Raw genomic sequence first — 16,997 nt, 5'->3', positions numbered from 1 at the left:
GAAAAAGTGTTTATAAAGAATTAATTAAAAAATTACATCAGATTTCAATATTTTGAGAAATAAATAAGTATTTTAGAATAATTTACTCATGTTAAATAAAACCGGCTCTGTTTGCATTTTGCGTTCTACAGCATGCCTATGAACAAATATAAAAGGATAATGCCAATACATCATTTACCTCCGGACGGAGGCATGTTATATAAAGAAACAGATATGGCTCAGTTTTTTCCTGAGCCGTTAAATGCGGTGACAGCTGTATTTTTTTTAGCCATAGCCATTTTTTGGACCCTTAAAATGAAAGGTAATTTTAAACAATATCCTTTTTTAACCTACTGTTTGGTTTTATTATATATTGGTGCCATAGGGGGAACTGTTTATCATTCATTCAGACAATGGCCGGTATTTATTATGATGGATTGGCTGCCCATTATGTTGCTCTGCCTGTCTGCCGGATTTTATTTTATAGCACAGAGTACGAAATGGTATTATGCTGTTGTAATGGTTCTCGTATATGTACTGCTTATGTTTGCTTTGAGAAACTGGATTTTGATAGATAATCCTTCACTTTTCATCAACCTAAATTATGCAATCATGGCTTCATTTGTAGTTTTCTCGGTATTGCGTTATTTGATGTATACTCAATGGAAAGCTGGTAAATGGGTAGGCTTTGCTGTACTGTCATTTGTTTTTGCATTGACCTTCCGTATCGTTGATAAATGGGAATGGTTCAGTTTCGGAACCCACTTTTTATGGCATACTTTCGGGGCGGCAGCAACATTTTGTATGTTTAATTATATCAGTCTTACGCGGAATACAATTAGGAAGACATAGGTGGTTTTTATTTCCTGTTGTTTAAAGCTTCCCGACTTTGAGCCAGTCAATAAGATTGTTTCCTTTTTTATGAATCAAATATTTTTTGGGAATCAGCGTTATAACCACTAATAACCTATTTAATGATGAACATCAGATGCTTTACCCTTCTCCTGGGCCTATTTTGTACTAACCTTTTTGGGCAGACTCCTGAAAAAATCACTTTTAAAGATACTCAGAACCATTATTTGAAATTACTTCCGAAGGATAAACCTGAAGGAATACTTGTTATTTTACCGGGTGGAGGTGAAAATGGCGAAAAAGTAATGAATCAGATTAATCTGGATGATCTGGCATTGGAGAAGAATCTTATCGTATTACTCCCAACCTGGGAAGATGGGGATTTTGGATTTCATATAGAGCAGAAGTTTTTAGACAGAATGGTAAAAGATACAGTGGAAAAGCATAAAATTTCCAAAGATAAAATATCAATGGGAGGACTTTCCGGCGGTGGAATGCTGGCTTTTACCTATGCTGAAAGGGCAATCAGGGACAAAAACACCTATTTTATACCCAATTCTGTATTCGCTCTTGACCTACCGTTAGATTACGAGAATATGTATTACAGATTGCAGAGAGAGATGGAAAGAAACTATTCTGATATTGGAACTAATGAAGCTAAATATTTAACTGCTGAAATGGTTGATGCTATGGGTACACCGGATAAAAACAGAGCCAATTACGTAAGAGAATCCATGTTTTCTTATCGTGAAAAAGATGGCGGCAATGCAAAATATCTTGTGAATATCCCTATTCTGATTTATACAGAACCCGGGATTATATGGCAGATGGAAAACAGAGGAAGGGATATTTACGACCTTAATGTGGCAGATATTACAGCTATGATTAATCTATTACGACTAAAAGGCCACAAAAACGCTGATCTTGTCATCACCAATGATCGTGGAATTCGTCCGGACGGTACAAGACATCCTCATTCCTGGAGTATCATGGATTCTAAAGAATGTTTAAACTGGATATTAAAACATATGGGGGCATAAAGTTGCCACAGCTGATTGTACGTTTTACAGGTATTTACTAACGGATATACAGATAATAGTTATGAAAAAGGGAAGGCGCAAAACCGTAGAGTAGAGCTGGTGAAAAAATAATATAAACCTTATAAGAATACAGGATTAGATATTATTTTGCTTAAAAAATCCCAACGAAAGCTGGGATTTTTTTTGTTTTAATTTCTGCTGTGCAAAGTCTCCCGACTTTGGGCTAGTAAATAAGATTGTTTCCTTTAAACTTGCTTGAAAGTCGGGGAGACTTCGGAGAGCTAGTGCAGTGACTGAATTATGTAATTGGTCAAAATTAGAACATGTAGAAAACTTTATTTTAATCTTTACTTACGGAAAACCATAAAGTAAATACATTCTATATAATGATATTTGTAGTGTAGTTTTTTAATTTCCAGTATAAGTCTTAATTAATAAAGCTCTTAATTTTAAATCATAAGTGTTATTTATAATCAATTAAATCAATAATCAGATGGCTAAAAAGAAAATAAAATTAAATGTAGTTCTTTTAAAAAATAATTTAAACATTGCAGCTCCTGAAACATTTATTGAAAATTATAGGCAAGACAATGAAATCAATTTCAATAAAGGAGATCTCAATGCTATCCTTTATAAAAAGTTAGGTAGCTACAGTGAACCTAAGTGGGTTGAGAATTTAAAAAATAAAATTGTTGGGAATTTTGCTAGTGATTTCCCATCTAACCAAAGTTCTGGTGTAACTTTATTTATTGAAGTACAAAATAGAATTTTTGCAATTAATTTTGGAACGCTGGGGCGTTTCAATATAAATAAGAATGTAATAGAGAAAACATTTGGAATTTATACTGCTAATAAATTATTAAACAATGATTTAACAGCAACGATAAAAAGTGCTTATAGTCGGGTAAATGAAACAAATCCTGTTAATAAGCAGCGCCAATACGGGGCAGACATATCAAATGATCAACTCTTCCTTTCAATGGAGGATAATGAAGCTCTTAAAGAACTAGCTGTAATTAGTTATGCATCAGAAGATTTTTCAAGAATGATAGGGAAGTATAGTTCGTTAAATGTTCAATTTCTTTTTAATGATACTGAAATTCCTTGTTTTCAATATCTTCAACCAAAATTAAGTAGGCTTTTAGATATTTATAATTCTGTTTCCACCAATGATATTAAAAAACTATTTAAGGGAATATATCCTCTAAATAGTACAGAATCACAGGATCTGAATGCACAATTACCTAACAAATTAATTATATCAACTGACGCGTTCTTTTTGTTTGAACCTGAAATAGACTATGATTTTAGCCTTGTTGCAGCGATTAAAATCGGAGATGAGCTATACGATGAATTATCTCTATCTGATTATCTCTCCAAAAATCCTCAGCCTAGTTTTGAAGTCCTCAATGAAGATAAGGTTCTTTTTCTCAATGAAGATGAAGATGTTATTAAAGAGTGGTCTATTCTGGAATGCTTGTATGGAGAAATTGAAGAAAACAATACAAATTATATCTTATCTGGTGGTGAGTGGTTTGAAGTTTCTAAAGATAAATATGATCGTATTAGTCATGCAATTGATGAGATCATTGATACTGAATTTGTTATTCCTGATCGTATTAAAGAAAATATAAGAGAAGCTATTGAACAAGCTCTTACTCAAAATCCAAAAATTAATAAAGAAAATATCTTTAATACACATTTATCAAATCACATTCATGGCTATTTGTTTGATGAAGCAGCTAAACAAATTAATCTTTACGAAGATAGATTCGAAGTTTGCGATGTTCTCCATCAAAATAGTTTTTTTCATGTAAAGTATAATTATGGCGCTTCGGTATTGAGTCACTTATTTAATCAAGGTTATGTGTCAGCTAAATCATATGCAGAATTTACGAGTAAATATGCAGAAGCAGTTAATGTACACATACCGGATGTTGCAAATCATCTTTCTCATCAACCTGATAATGTTACGGTTCACTATCTTATTCTTAATGAGAAATCACAAGATAGATTAACATTTTTTTCGAAAATGGCTTTGGAAGACAAAATTAGAACTTTGCAAGCTATGCGATTTAATGTGAAGTTGACTTGGGTTAGAGATATGTATTAAGTTAATGCAGTCACCAATTTTATTAATATTATGCCTCTACTGCGCAAAGTCTCCCGATTTTGAACTGGTAAATAAGATAATTTTCTTTGAACTTGCTCCAAAGTCAGGAGAATTCGGAGAGCGTGGGTTTGTCCAAAATTATATCTTCAAATTTCTGTAATAATCACAATAAAGGAAAATCAATAAATTCAATTCCTGATTTGTCAAATTCAGTAAAGTTTTCTTTAATGATTGAATCTAAAAATTCAACAGGTATTACTGTTCCATATCCTAAATTATCATAATTACCTTCGCCAGTTGGTAAGTATGATGAAATTCCAATAATTTCTCCCTTGTTATTAATTACAGGTCCTCCACTGTTACCAGCTCTAATTTTTGCTGTTATTAGCATGAGATTTTCCTTTAACCAAAAATCTTGTGCTATTGCAGCAATAGTTCCTACTGATGGAGTATATCTTGAAGATATAGTAGCAACTTCACTTGTTTGAAACGAATGAAAACCTGGAACATTTGGAAATCCAATTGCAAGTACTTTGTCAAGAATTTCTCCCTTACCAGACATTAAAAAAGTTTCTGAAAATTGTAGATGGTCATCATTAAACTGAATAAATACTAAATCAATTTCCTTTTTTTTGTGAACATAAAATGTGGATTCTTTTAATTTTTCTTTAGAGACATTCTTTATAGCAATTTTTTTTGCTCCGTCAAAACAATGCTTAGCAGTGGCTATACCATTATGATAATTAAATGTAGTACCTATGGACTGGTCTTCATTTTCGTTTATATTCAGTAATGGCTGTACTTTGTTAGATGCATATTTATTAACATATGAGAAACCAAAGACTAGAGAATTATATGTTATATTAATGATATCTTTTGAAAGCCCACCCCTCAAATTTGCAAGAGTTTCTTCCACATTAAATGGCATAAAGTTGTACATGTCTTCACTTGGTGGACCATATCCTTTTCTATTTAAATTCAGTACATGATTTTCAACAAGTACTTCACAAATTTTTGCAATTAAGACAGGTTGTGGAAATTCTGTGGGTTTAAATTTGTCTTGGTAATACACACAAAATTCAAAAACCTTACGTGACTCTATAATTCTGGTATTCCCCTCTATTTTGTAATTACAAAAAAATAAAAGCATTTCGCTAATCAAATCAGGATAAACATCAGGATATTTATGAAATGGTATCATTAAATTAAAAGTTTTCTTTAATATGTAAATGCAGATTAATCATTACTGGTTGTTAAATATCTAATGTTGCATCGTATAATATTTTTATTTTGGTAGTTTTTATCGATTTCTGTAATTTGAATTTGAAGACATTTTGAGATTACGATTTTCCGGAAAAACAAAAATAAAAAGCATTTCAAAATTTTCAATCAGTATTTTCACTGAATTTCTTAAAGATTTCCAAAGTTTCATCACAAAAAAATCCCAACTTTCGTCAGGATTATTCATTTATAAGTTTAAAAAAATCAGATAAACTAATTTTTCTTGCTTCACATATTTTAAAAAGTGTTTCAACTGGTATTCTGTAGGTCTCTTCACTTTTAATTTTTCTAATGGTACTTTCTTCTACACCATGATTTTTGGCAAAAGAATTTTGTGACTTGCCTTCTTGAAGCCAAGGTATCAACCATTTTTTTGTAATGTATAAACAAATTTTTTCGTTTATATCTGTCATGGAGCAAATGAAATAATTAAATAATAAAAAATTACGGTCGATCGACCGTAATTAGATTTCTTTTCTTACATTTATAAAAAAATACAAACAATGAAAAAGATAAAAACAGATTTTGATATGCGGTTTCGGGCAGGTAAGAAGTGCTCCGGGTTGCAGCTGATGGAAACGTTCTTTCAGTTCAATGAGCTGGATATTTCCAAAGAATTGCTCAGCAACTTGATGAATTATGCGGTAAAGAGGAATAGTTGGATCAATGAAGATCCGGCGGTGGTCTTTGAGTTTTACCATTCGATGAGGTCGTTGATCCGGGCAGGATATCTCATCATGCTGAAGGAAAGGCAATGGACGGTCGATACCCGGCCGGAAAAGATCTCTCCGTGGGTTCTTGGCCTGCTTTCGGAGAAAGAATACCGGAATCCTCTGCTGGTTTTCAAAAAAGCATTCGGAGCATACAGTATCAAAGAATATGATTATTTTATGTCCGGAATCGTCTATTTCTCAATGGGCGTCTATGAAAATCTACCGGAAAGAAATATCGTGATGCCCTACATCCATACGGTTAAAATGCTGGATGCTGCCCACCTTATTCTTCAAAGAAGGAGAGAAAAGAAAATGGCTGATACCAGTTCAGGATAAGAAGGTTGTGCGCAAATAAAAAGTAGGAGTTGTAGATCAGTCTCAAAACTTGGGAAGAAATAAAAGTTTTAATTCATCTGAATAGAAAAAATGATTTTATAAATTTCAATAAGTCGAATACAGACAACTCGATCTGGAATGAAAAAAGCACCACTTTTTAAAGTAGTGCTTTTTAATTGTTATTTTTTAGAAGACAAAAGTGGGTTGATTTTCAAAATCATTTCCTTCGCATTTTGATTGGTGGGGTCCAGCTCTAATGATTTCTGATAATCGTTTTTTGATAATTGATATTCTTTTTTATTGAAGTAGGCTTCACCGCGACTGTCATAAACGTTGGCTGATCCGGGAAATTCAGAAACATTAAGACTGAAAATTTTAAGGGCTGAATCTACATTTCCACCCCTTAATAGTTCATATCCTAGTTTATTAAGCTCACCTGGGTTTTCAAAGCTATATTCATTTTTAGATTTTTCTTTGAGTACATGGTAGGTTTCTATAGCCTTATTTACGTCACCCAGAGATTCTTTTCTGATCTGTTGATAAATAGATTTTTTAGGAATTTCGTACTCTTTTCCCAACATTAGGTTGTGAATAATATGCCCCAGGTCCCACACTCTATTTAGATTATTGGACACCAGAATTATGGTAATATTATTTTTAAAATCGTTTAAATAGATAGATTCAAATTTATAAGAGACTCCATTATGTCTTTGCAATTCGTCATTTTCAAAGTATCTGCCAAGTGACCCACCTTCATCTTTTGCGTATGGATTATTCAGCAAAGTCTGAAGAGATTCTTTGGATATTAATCGATTAGAGTTCAGTGCTTCAATCCATTTATAGAGATCATTACTATCTACCCAGAGCCATCCGCTGATAAATTTCAATTCCGGGCATCGGGCATTGTCCATATCATAACACGATGTTCGGTTTTTATAACCCAATTTGGGCTCAAATACCGAATTGGTCATTTTCAATGGCTTAACTATATTTTTAATGACAAATTCCTCAAATGATATTCCGGTTACCTTTTCAATTATTCTTCTTTGTAGAAATACATTTCCATTATCATACCTGTAACTGGTTCCCGGTTCAAAGAGCAGGCTGTCATTACTTCTCAAAATATTCCACGCCGCCGCATCATTTTCGGGTTTTAATCGTTCGATGGGAGGAATACCACTGGCATAATTAAGAAGGTGTCTTATGGTCACTTTTTCAGACCATTTCGGCAGGCCCAAATTAAATTTGGATACCCTGTCATCAAGACTAAGAAGACCACGTTCCACTAAAATCATGATGGCAACAGCATTGAATTCCTTTGCAATGGAGCCAATATTAAATATCGACTTATCATTTAAATAAGTTGTATGCGTTTCATCTGTAAAACCAAATGATTTCTGATAGATGATTTTATTATTTTTAGCGATCAGGACATTTCCATTGAATAAACCTCTTTCATAGGATTTTGCCATTAAGGAATCAATTTGATTAACGTGTCTATTTTTCGTTTTATCAACTGTGATATCTTTTTTTTGTTGCGTAACGAATTGAATATTTTTCTCACTTTTTTGAGAAAATACGGGTGTTGAAAATAGAAAAAGAAAGGGTACAATTATATTTTTCATGAGTTTTTTTGAATTTGTTTTTTTTGATGCAAATATGCTTCAGAAAGTCTCAGGACGCGACCGATTAAAAAAAATCGAACTCATTTTTTGAAAATAATTTGATTTTACAAAGTTTGTTTTCTGTAATCTGTTGGTGTTTTTCCTGTATATTTTTTGAAAGAGGTATTGAACGAAGATTTGGAATTAAAACCAACCTGGTATAAGATTTCCAAAACCGTCAGTTCTTTTTGAGAAGGATCTTTAAGGATTTGCATTGCTTTTTCAATTCTGTATTCATTCACGAAATCGAAAAAGTGTTTATCCATATACAAATTAATCAAAGTAGATAAATCTTTAACAGGCATTTCTACTTGCTCTGCTAAATCCTGAATGGTTAATGAGGAATCCAGATAAGGCTCTTTTTCAACCATAAAATCTTTTAAAAATTTAATTTCCTTATTTTTTTCTTCAACTGGGAGAAGGCTGGTTTTTTGTTTCGGAACAACTTCTGTGATAGGTTTCAGCTCAGAATCTACTCCTCGAAAAAATTCCGGATTGTTTAATGCAGTAAATAGATACCAGCAAGTACAAAATAAAAACGCAAATCCATCCAGCGTTACAATCCAGGCTCGGATCTCACCCAAACCAAAGGTAAAAGTGGCCAGCCATCTTATCAAAACTATAAAATGTAAGACATAATACAGAATGGTTATTTTGTATAGCACGTTAAGTACGGAAATATTCGGATTCGTATAATTCTCGAGATAGACCGTTCTGGATTTTCTAATAACTAGAAATGAAGCAATAAAATACACTTGAAACAAAAATTCAAAAAGAAATTGAAAAAATTGCATTAAAGGCATATCATTCATGCCATTTATAAAATCTATTTTCGAGGCTCTGTCTACAAAATAGATTCCCCACATTAAATACAAATTGTAAGCAACAAAGGGAATTGCATGCAGTAAATATTTCGGTTTTAAGCGAAAATTGGAGTAACAAACGGACAATACATAGAGATAAAACGATGCCGGGACCAAATAAACAATACTCCAACGAAACGCCTCCAGGTTGATATAATTAACAGGAAATTCTCGCTGTAAAAATTTTAATGCATCTACGGCATTGGTAAAAACAAAAAAAGCAAAAAGCCAATTTGAAAGTCTGTGCTTGGCTTTTACGGTAATCAAAAACAAGGCAAGCAAAAGTACCATGAAAATCCCAATAGAGGAAACGAGTTCTAAAAAGTTGTATTTGTCCATTGTTTCTAATAGAAATACAAATTTAATTCTTCCCAAATTAAAATATTTGATGTTTTACTGTAATTTTTGTTCAACAGTTTTTTATACCTGTGAAAAAAGAGACAACTATGAAATAATTGTCTCCTTAAGTGACCAAAACAAGGACATCATCAAAATACTTTAATAAATAATTTATTCTTTTAGATAGAGTTGATTTTAAAATCGATAACCAATACTTAAGCCTAGCTTTAGAACCTGATTGTGATCTGTTTTATCTGCATTGAAGACTAGTCTTCCGTAGGCAGTGTTGGCTTCAAAAACCAATCCTTTCTTTGTAACCAGTTTCCATCCCAAACCTGCACCCAGTGCAAGATCATATACATCTTTACCTTCAGTGAATGTCAGATTGTCTGCGGCATATATTTTTTTTCCATCAATGGAAGTGAACATTCCAAATCCTTCGACAAAAAAACCGGAAGCATATTTTTTTCCCAAATAATATCTGTAATAGGGAGAGATATAGTAATTCAGATCTTTTTCTCTTGTATTATCATAAACCTTAAATACAGAAATTCCCAGTGACGAATTTTTGCTGAGGTACCGCTCAAAACCTGCTTCTACAGCACCGGATAATGGCGAAATTAGATTCAGTTTAATTTCATTGTTTTTCTGATAAGGATTTGCATCAGGTCCATTTTGAGCATTGACAGAATTAAAAGCAAACAAAATGATGGCTAGTAAAAAGGGTTTTTTCATAAAAAATTAATTTGAATTATTTGAATGCAAAACTCAAATAATTCAAATTAGAACGGGTTTCAAAAGCTTAAAAATGGAGAAAATGGTACTTATTTGAGGGTGTTTTTATATTCATTTGGCGTCTGACCAGTCACTTTTTTAAAGGAATTATAAAAAGTTGTTTTTGAAGTAAACCCGGATTCTAATCCCATCGTCAGCAAAGTATAGTTTTCAAATTCAGGATCTGATATCATTTCCTTGACGGCTTTCACTCGATATTGATTGATATAATGGGCAAAATTATCTCCTGTTATTGTGTTTACAATTTGTGAAAGATATCCCGCGCTTATGCCTAGTTTTTCAGCCACTTTTTCTCTGTTTAATGTACTGTCTGTATAAATGTGCTGATCTTTGCAAAGAAGTTCCAGTTTTTGAAAATAAAGATTATCAGCGGTGATAGATTCCTTATATTCTTGCGGTGTACTATTTTGTACAATTTGCAAATCGGGATATGAAATAACAGAACTATTATTTAGTAAATTATAGATAGCATCTTTGTTTTTGGCCAGTTTATATTTGTAAATACCTATATAAGCTGTCCAATGCATGATGAATGTTGCACATAAAGCAAGGACGCTCATGGTAGAGGAAATATCTAATCCAAAAAACAAACCAGTCATATAGGTCGTAAGCCAGACAAGTAACACCAGATAGATAATGGTTAATAAGGTAATGACCCATTTTTTCTCTTGTGAGTCTTTTAAATGCCTTATCATAAAATAAGAATAGAAAGGAAGAAACAAGATAATAATTACCGCCAATAAAAGCTGAATCATTTGAAGTATATTGACTAGATACATGTAAGATTCAGGGATTTTATAAATTCCTGCTACAGTATCAAGACAGATGGCAGTATTAAGAATACTATTATAGACAAATGGAATGTAATACAAATACGTTTTTTGCCTGTTTTTAACTGCATCATCAATACGATTTATAATAAACAAAAATGTAAAAACGGGTAACAAAAATACCCAGTCGATATTGTCTATAAAACGCAATAAAGGATAGGATATGAAAGCTCCCTCAATTTCAAAAACATAATTTAGTAAGACAATGGAAAGTGCAAATAGCAAGTATGCCAAATATTTATTTGAATTGCTATTGAATAGGGAAGACTTTAAAATAATAAAGCCTAAGATTATTCCCTGGAAAATCGCAATATTTAAAAGTGTTGTATAAATCAATTTTTGAATATAAAAGATGTTTTTAAATATAGTTCTTTCATATAAACTGATACAACTAATCAGTAATAGTTATCATATTTTTTTTACTTCAGTGGGGAAGGCCGGATGAGTGAGATCATTTTAAATATAAAGTATGAAATGGATAATCTTAATCTTGGAAATATTTTGCATTTATATTGTTGAAAATCATCAATTTGTAATTTGCTCGTCTGCTGGATAGCTATTTAATATACTTTTGATGAAAAAAATTCAAACAAAAGTTAATCTAATTTTTATATTTGCACCTGTTGGATTTTTAACCTTGATAGACTTTCGGAATTCCAATAAAAATTTAAAAATAAAATAGTAATAAACAAATAAGAATAAAGAATGGATAATATTAGTTTATTAATTATTGTAAATATAATCTCTTTATTCATCTCGTTGTTTCTGGCATTTTTCCTGATTACCCTTAAAACAAAGTACAAAATAAGTAATTCTTTATTTGCTTTTTTTCTAATATTAAATGCAATAGATATTAGTGAGCCTTTGTTTAGCATGGTAACTGATGGTCCGTCCAACCTGGGAATGTTTAGGACCACCTTTGCTTTTCTGCAGATTCCTGTTTTTTATCTTTATATCATATCAGTCTGTTACTCTGATTTTAAGCTAAAGCCAAAATATCTGCTGCATCTGCTTCCGTTTTTGATTGTTAATCTTGTTTTACTGCCTCGTTTTTATACTGTGGACGCGGCATCAAAAATGAGTTTTATTCAGAATCGTCAAAATATGATAGAGTTTCAGTTCATTCATATTTTAATACATCTGCAGATGGTTCTATATATCATTGCTGTTTTTAGAGTACTAAGAAAATCGAAGAAACTATATCTTGAAAACTATGCAGGAAAAAACATCAGTTCCTATAACTGGTTATTCCAGTTTACCGTTGTACTGAGCATTTTATATGCGGTAGCTCTTTTAAAAAATATTTTGAAATTCTCTGATTATCAAAATGTTTCGGAATGGATCAAGATCGGACTTTTCGTATCATCTCTTTTTATTTTTTGTTGGTATCTGTTCAAAGCGTTAAATAACCCTGATCTTTTTAGAAACATTGATTCAAAACTAAAACTTGTTTCTGAGATTGTTTCCGAAGAAAAAAGCAGTAATCAATCAATGGGAGATGAAAAAGAATATAATGAAGAACTTTTGAAATTGAAAAAATATATGGTTGAGAAAAGACCTTTTCTGAACTCCTCACTAACCATTCAGGATGTTTCCAATGATATTGAAATTCCTGTCCGGGATTTATCTCTTTTAATCAATCATCAATTAGGGCAGCATTTTTATGATTTCGTAAATGCTTATCGGATAGAAAGTGCTAAGGATATTTTAAAAGATACTTCAAAAAGTAAGGTAACGATTTTAGAAATTCTATACGAAGTTGGTTTTAATTCAAAATCTTCCTTTAATACCGCTTTTAAAAAGCACACTGGTAATACGCCGACTTCCTACCGCAAAAATCTACAAGACAGTGTTTTGTAATTATTCGTACTCTTTTTTATAAAGATTCGTACTCATTTTTTTAGATAAATCTGACCGATTACATGTACTCGGTCGCATAGCTTTAATGTCTTCCACATCTTTGTATCGAAATAATTTTAACATAAAAAAACGATACCATGAAAAGCTCCTTTTATTTACTAATTCTTATAGCGTTTCTTTCAAGCTGCCAAACAAGTAAAAAAGTTTTTTCGGAAAAAAGAGATTACAGCTTTCTTACTGATAGTTTAAATATTGAACCCCAATTAGAAAAGTACAAACTTCCTGGATTCAGCCTTGTTGTTTTTGAAAATTATAAGATTGTATACTCAAGCCAGGTGGGAGTAAAATCAATGAATTCTAAAGAAAAGTTAGATGAAAACACTGCTTTTTCTACAGCATCTATTACAAAACCAATCACCGCACTTCTTTGCCATATTCTTGAAGAAAAAGGCTTAATCAACCTGAATGATCCAATAGATAAATACTTAAAGCGATGGCATTTGCCAAAAAGTAAGTTTACTGAAAATAATAGCCCAACCTGGAAACAGTTTTTAAATCATACAGCCGGTACAAGTCAGGGGGGATTTGAAGATCATTATGAAGGAGAAAAAATTCCAACGATAACACAAAGCCTTTTAGGGCAGATTCCCAGATATGATAAGGAAATTGAATTTTTGTTCACACCGGGAACCAGCTTTGAATATAGCGGTGGTGGCTATGTAATCATCCAAATGGCATTAGAAGATACTTTGAATAAATCTATTGCAGAATTGGCACAAGAATATATCTTTTCTCCTCTTGGAATGAAAAATACCACAATGATTCAGCCTAATGAAAAAGGATTTCTAAAGAATGTGGCTTTTGTACATGATAAAGAAGGAAAAGTGATAAAAACAGGTCTACCCATCACGCCTCAGGTTGCACCATCAGGGTTATGGTCTACTCCTACAGATTTAGCTAAGCTTTCCATTGAGATCCAAAATGCGCTACGCAATAAAAACAATAAGGTGATTTCTCATCAGGTAGCAAAAGAAGTAACAAAAGTGACTGCTTTGAAAAATGCAGTTGGAGGATGGAGCTATGGCTGGCAAAAATCTTTTGGATATAGTAATTATGATTGGTTCTCGTGTAATGGTTCCAATACTGGAGTTGGTGGCAATATTTTGGCTTCTATGACAGATGGTAATGGGATGGTATATCTTGCCAATGGTGAGAAACCGAATCGTTTTCCTGTAATGAATTATACCAGAACAAAGGTTCTCACATTGATGGATTGGAATAAAACAATTCATGAAGATATTCAGGAACTCCCATTAAATCTTAAAAAACAACTCATCGGAACCTATGACGATTTTCTGTATGGACAGGGAATGGAAACGAAAATTCTGGAAAAGAATAACCGTCTGTATGTAGAGTCTCCAATTTTAGAACATTTTAAAGGGAAAAATGAGTATGAATTACTCTATCTGAAAAATGGAACCTTCAGAATTGTAGATTATCCGAACCTGTTAAAATTTGATTTTAGCAATGGAAAGGTAAACTCTGTCATCTTAACAAGAGATTCGCTGAAAACAGAAGTCAAGATTATTAAAAAATAGATCTAATAAATATTTAAAAAACAAAAACTTAACCCCCAAAAGTATGAACCTATTATTTTTAATTCCAATAGTAGTAATAATTGCAGGTGTAGCTTTCATGATTATCATGAATAATAAGCACAAAGCTGCAAAATCAGAAATTGATTTAGATTCTGAAAGAACTAAATATGACCGGTACAAACAAGAGCTCCTGGCTCAGGATTTTTCAAAATTGAAACAGTGGATGGAAGGTAAGTCCATTGATGCTTTTACTTCGGCCTCTGTTCCCCAGTCAACAGCCAATAAAGTGCAGGACCTCGTAACCGACGGGATAAAAAATGTAGCATTATCCACGATTGGGGTAAAGCTTACACGAATTGAAACAGATTGTTTCTGGGTGTTAAGTGGAAATGATCTGCATTTTTTCAGTACCGATACTGTTGGAGAACTAAATGAACACATTGTATTTGATAATTTTAGAGTTGAAAAAGCAAGCCTTCAATATGGAGGTCTCTTGAAATCACAACTGGGTGTTTATTCAAAATCATCAGAAGAATATTTACCAAAAACATATATTATCACCTTTGATATTGACGGAAGTTCATTATCTCTTGCAATTCATGATAGACTTAATTACGGAGTTGATCCGGAAGATATGCTCAATCTAAAAAAGCAATTGGAAACAAGAACAAAATATCAGGTAGTTGGTGAAAAATTTGTAAAAATTTCTCAGGATAGATTCCCTAACCTCAAAATGTCTTAATATAGTATGGGAATTGTATCAAAATTTTTAAGCTCATTTAAAAGCATACGATTAAATGATAAGAAAGGAATGGTTGAGTTTCGGAACACATTTTTTATGGTATACTTTCGGGGTGGCAGCAATATTTTGCATATTTAATTATATCTATCTTACTTCGTAGATAAATAAAAAATGAGGCTGTCTCAAAAATGACATTCTGAATGAAATGCAATGAAGAATCTCAAATAATTGATTCCTAATAAGATTCTTCCTTCGTCAGAAATCGAAGATTCAACATAGCCAAGACAAAAACTCAATTATATGACTTTTTGAGACAGCCTCATTATATTATTGTGCTTTTACTTGCTCTAGTTTTATGAATATTTTAGAGAGGTTGGGTTGGGCACTGCCTGAAGTGGGGGCTCCTGCCATAATGGTTGCGGTATAAGCGGTTTTTGAAGAAGAATTACTGTCTATCCAGGTATATCTTCTATGTTCAGGTCCGCCACCGGCTCCATCTATAATCCCTACGTTCCCCCAGTAAGCATTACCCACTGCCCCTGTACCTTGAGGAAACCAGGTAGCTGATGAATCTGCCATACCGCCCCATACTCCTGAAGTAATATTGTTTGTTGTTACCGCTGAACCAATATAACCACCATATTCGGTATTATAATTCCAATACAGATTAACGGTAGAACCTGTATTATTATATAATTGTACATTAGGAACTGCAGCGGTTGTACCACTTGTGGTATCAAATATTACCCTGATTGAATATTTACCATCCGGGGTAGCAAGAGGAAAAGTATAGGCTTGTTTCCCATTGGGATCGGTTGTTAGGGTGGGATATCCCATCACAGCGACAGATGAAATGTCTGCACGACTGGTATTTCCCACTGTAGCGGTACAGTTTTGTCCGGCCGTTAAGAAAGGAACTGCAGCGCTGGTCATAGGAAGAGTCATATCATTACCAGTGGTAGGAGTTCCACTCACTGAGAATACCAATTCGCCATCACCAAACTCTAGCGTTCCAGGTCTTAGTTGGAAGGTTAATCCATTTACTGTAAAAGGAGCTCCTGAATTATATGAACCTCCGTTTCCCTGGCTATAGATAACTCTCAGGTTTCCGTTGAAAGGAGTACCGGGAGTATAAGTAGAAGGATTTAAGTAAGCTGTAGTACATTGTAATGCGGAAATAGAAGGAGAGAGGGTATTTGTTGCCTGTGTCAATCTTTGCCATACTGATCCATCAAAATAGTAATAGCCCATAGCAGTAACATTGATACGTTGTCCTGTGGCATCTCCACCGGTAACATCCGTAATATAAATTAATGCTCCTCTCTGATCGCTGCCATAGGTAGCCGTATTTACAGTAAGTTCAGCTCTTGTAAGCCTCGGAGCCTGTAATCCGAATGTTTGTGCGTTATCTGTAATCACTCCTGAAATATCTCTTTTAGCAGATACATCCACCGTTGTTTTTGGTGATGCTGTATTGAACCCTACTTGGGCAAATGAGAATCCTGAAATAAGAATAGCACTGATTTGTATAAATTTTGTTTTCATATTAAGGTGTTATTTTGGGTAAGTCAAATATAACTTTTTTTTTATGGAAAATAAAAAAAACACCTTTATAATTGAGAAGAATTAACTAATTAGTAATATTCTATTTGATTTTAATATTTTATCTGTGGTAAAATTATTTATATCAAATTCTATTTTTCTCTCAATCAAATTCTTTAATTGTTCTTTGATTAAAAATACAATTCATTGATTATAAGTTCTTTGATGAAAATTTTTCATTCTTTTAATACTTTAGAAAACTTTAGAAAATACCTTACAATTAAGTTCACATAAGATGAAAAACTTTGATTTTCAGCAACTTTAGTGTACTTCTTATACAAAAAAGTAAATAACTTAAGTGTTTAAAAAGCTTTTGTGTCTCTTTTGTGGTTTAATAAAAAAATTAAACAGCTTTATAGGAATGAACAACAATGCTTATTTAATTTTGTG

General features: G+C 32.6%; 14 protein-coding genes. 7 read left to right on the top strand and 7 right to left on the bottom strand.

Annotated features, from left to right (window positions below; all coding sequences use genetic code 11):
- The first annotated feature begins 159 nt into the window (after positions 1 to 159).
- The 3 genes from CHRYMOREF3P_RS03080 (at position 160) to CHRYMOREF3P_RS03070 (ending at position 3,984) form a co-directional block, all read left to right on the top strand.
- Positions 160 to 831, top strand: coding sequence for a hypothetical protein (locus CHRYMOREF3P_RS03080; protein WP_180563842.1), 672 nt, complete (start codon positions 160 to 162; stop codon positions 829 to 831).
- A 122-nt stretch (positions 832 to 953) separates the two neighbouring features.
- Positions 954 to 1,871: a hypothetical protein gene (locus tag CHRYMOREF3P_RS03075; RefSeq protein WP_180563841.1), complete on the top strand. Its 918-nt coding sequence runs from the start codon at positions 954 to 956 to the stop codon at positions 1,869 to 1,871.
- Between the two features lie 493 nt (positions 1,872 to 2,364).
- Entirely contained in the window at positions 2,365 to 3,984 is a 1,620-nt protein-coding gene (locus CHRYMOREF3P_RS03070) for a DUF6119 family protein (RefSeq protein WP_180563840.1), read from the top strand.
- 163 nt (positions 3,985 to 4,147) lie between these two features.
- Here the strand turns inward: CHRYMOREF3P_RS03070 and CHRYMOREF3P_RS03065 are convergent, their stop codons facing one another.
- Together CHRYMOREF3P_RS03065 and CHRYMOREF3P_RS03060 are read right to left on the bottom strand one after the other, a co-directional pair.
- A complete protein-coding gene (locus CHRYMOREF3P_RS03065; RefSeq protein ID WP_180563839.1) occupies positions 4,148 to 5,185 on the bottom strand; it encodes a serine protease in 1,038 nt (345 codons plus the stop codon).
- Between the two features lie 259 nt (positions 5,186 to 5,444).
- On the bottom strand, positions 5,445 to 5,678 hold the full coding sequence (locus tag CHRYMOREF3P_RS03060) for a helix-turn-helix domain-containing protein (protein ID WP_047486272.1): 234 nt from the start codon (positions 5,676 to 5,678) through the stop codon (positions 5,445 to 5,447).
- A 90-nt stretch (positions 5,679 to 5,768) separates the two neighbouring features.
- On the opposite strand from CHRYMOREF3P_RS03060, the gene CHRYMOREF3P_RS03055 reads away from it, so the two are divergent.
- A complete protein-coding gene (locus tag CHRYMOREF3P_RS03055; protein ID WP_180563838.1) occupies positions 5,769 to 6,314 on the top strand; it encodes a hypothetical protein in 546 nt (181 codons plus the stop codon).
- Between the two features lie 179 nt (positions 6,315 to 6,493).
- Here CHRYMOREF3P_RS03055 and CHRYMOREF3P_RS03050 read toward each other — a convergent pair whose 3' ends face one another.
- From CHRYMOREF3P_RS03050 to CHRYMOREF3P_RS03035, 4 genes are all read right to left on the bottom strand, one after another.
- Positions 6,494 to 7,786 (bottom strand): serine hydrolase domain-containing protein, encoded by a 1,293-nt coding sequence (locus CHRYMOREF3P_RS03050; protein ID WP_232538963.1) that lies wholly within the window; start codon positions 7,784 to 7,786, stop codon positions 6,494 to 6,496.
- A 257-nt stretch (positions 7,787 to 8,043) separates the two neighbouring features.
- Positions 8,044 to 9,180, bottom strand: coding sequence for a helix-turn-helix domain-containing protein (locus CHRYMOREF3P_RS03045; RefSeq protein ID WP_180563836.1), 1,137 nt, complete (start codon positions 9,178 to 9,180; stop codon positions 8,044 to 8,046).
- Positions 9,181 to 9,375: 195 nt separating this feature from the next.
- A complete protein-coding gene (locus CHRYMOREF3P_RS03040) occupies positions 9,376 to 9,915 on the bottom strand; it encodes a DUF3575 domain-containing protein (protein ID WP_180563835.1) in 540 nt (179 codons plus the stop codon).
- Between the two features lie 89 nt (positions 9,916 to 10,004).
- Positions 10,005 to 11,141, bottom strand: a complete 1,137-nt coding sequence (locus CHRYMOREF3P_RS03035) for a helix-turn-helix domain-containing protein (protein WP_180563834.1) — start codon at positions 11,139 to 11,141, stop codon at positions 10,005 to 10,007.
- A gap of 369 nt (positions 11,142 to 11,510) precedes the next feature.
- Here CHRYMOREF3P_RS03035 and CHRYMOREF3P_RS03030 point away from each other — a divergent pair, with 369 nt between their 5' ends.
- From CHRYMOREF3P_RS03030 to CHRYMOREF3P_RS03020, 3 genes are all read left to right on the top strand, one after another.
- Positions 11,511 to 12,665, top strand: coding sequence for a helix-turn-helix domain-containing protein (locus CHRYMOREF3P_RS03030; protein ID WP_077417101.1), 1,155 nt, complete (start codon positions 11,511 to 11,513; stop codon positions 12,663 to 12,665).
- A 137-nt stretch (positions 12,666 to 12,802) separates the two neighbouring features.
- On the top strand, positions 12,803 to 14,263 hold the full coding sequence (locus tag CHRYMOREF3P_RS03025) for a serine hydrolase domain-containing protein (protein ID WP_077417103.1): 1,461 nt from the start codon (positions 12,803 to 12,805) through the stop codon (positions 14,261 to 14,263).
- A 43-nt stretch (positions 14,264 to 14,306) separates the two neighbouring features.
- Positions 14,307 to 15,005, top strand: a complete 699-nt coding sequence (locus CHRYMOREF3P_RS03020) for a hypothetical protein (RefSeq protein WP_180563833.1) — start codon at positions 14,307 to 14,309, stop codon at positions 15,003 to 15,005.
- Positions 15,006 to 15,332: 327 nt separating this feature from the next.
- Here the strand turns inward: CHRYMOREF3P_RS03020 and CHRYMOREF3P_RS03015 are convergent, their stop codons facing one another.
- On the bottom strand, positions 15,333 to 16,550 hold the full coding sequence (locus tag CHRYMOREF3P_RS03015; protein WP_180563832.1) for a hypothetical protein: 1,218 nt from the start codon (positions 16,548 to 16,550) through the stop codon (positions 15,333 to 15,335).
- Positions 16,551 to 16,997 lie beyond the last annotated feature (447 nt).

The sequence above is a fragment of the Chryseobacterium sp. JV274 genome, from assembly GCF_903969135.1.
Lineage (GTDB): Bacteria > Bacteroidota > Bacteroidia > Flavobacteriales > Weeksellaceae > Chryseobacterium.
Note: the sequence above shows the minus strand (reverse complement) of the source record. Positions and strands in the feature narration are given on the sequence as shown.

Excerpts from the sequence above, each read along its gene's own strand:
- CHRYMOREF3P_RS03080 (WP_180563842.1), top strand. The coding sequence starts at position 160 with ATGCCAATACATCATTTACCTCCGGACGGAGGCATGTTATATAAAGAA.
- CHRYMOREF3P_RS03075 (WP_180563841.1), top strand. The coding sequence starts at position 954 with ATGATGAACATCAGATGCTTTACCCTTCTCCTGGGCCTATTTTGTACT.
- CHRYMOREF3P_RS03070 (WP_180563840.1), top strand. The coding sequence starts at position 2,365 with ATGGCTAAAAAGAAAATAAAATTAAATGTAGTTCTTTTAAAAAATAAT.
- CHRYMOREF3P_RS03065 (WP_180563839.1), bottom strand. The coding sequence starts at position 5,185 with ATGATACCATTTCATAAATATCCTGATGTTTATCCTGATTTGATTAGC.
- CHRYMOREF3P_RS03060 (WP_047486272.1), bottom strand. The coding sequence starts at position 5,678 with ATGACAGATATAAACGAAAAAATTTGTTTATACATTACAAAAAAATGG.
- CHRYMOREF3P_RS03055 (WP_180563838.1), top strand. The coding sequence starts at position 5,769 with ATGAAAAAGATAAAAACAGATTTTGATATGCGGTTTCGGGCAGGTAAG.
- CHRYMOREF3P_RS03050 (WP_232538963.1), bottom strand. The coding sequence starts at position 7,786 with ATGGCAAAATCCTATGAAAGAGGTTTATTCAATGGAAATGTCCTGATC.
- CHRYMOREF3P_RS03045 (WP_180563836.1), bottom strand. The coding sequence starts at position 9,180 with ATGGACAAATACAACTTTTTAGAACTCGTTTCCTCTATTGGGATTTTC.
- CHRYMOREF3P_RS03040 (WP_180563835.1), bottom strand. The coding sequence starts at position 9,915 with ATGAAAAAACCCTTTTTACTAGCCATCATTTTGTTTGCTTTTAATTCT.
- CHRYMOREF3P_RS03030 (WP_077417101.1), top strand. The coding sequence starts at position 11,511 with ATGGATAATATTAGTTTATTAATTATTGTAAATATAATCTCTTTATTC.
- CHRYMOREF3P_RS03025 (WP_077417103.1), top strand. The coding sequence starts at position 12,803 with ATGAAAAGCTCCTTTTATTTACTAATTCTTATAGCGTTTCTTTCAAGC.
- CHRYMOREF3P_RS03020 (WP_180563833.1), top strand. The coding sequence starts at position 14,307 with ATGAACCTATTATTTTTAATTCCAATAGTAGTAATAATTGCAGGTGTA.
- CHRYMOREF3P_RS03015 (WP_180563832.1), bottom strand. The coding sequence starts at position 16,550 with ATGAAAACAAAATTTATACAAATCAGTGCTATTCTTATTTCAGGATTC.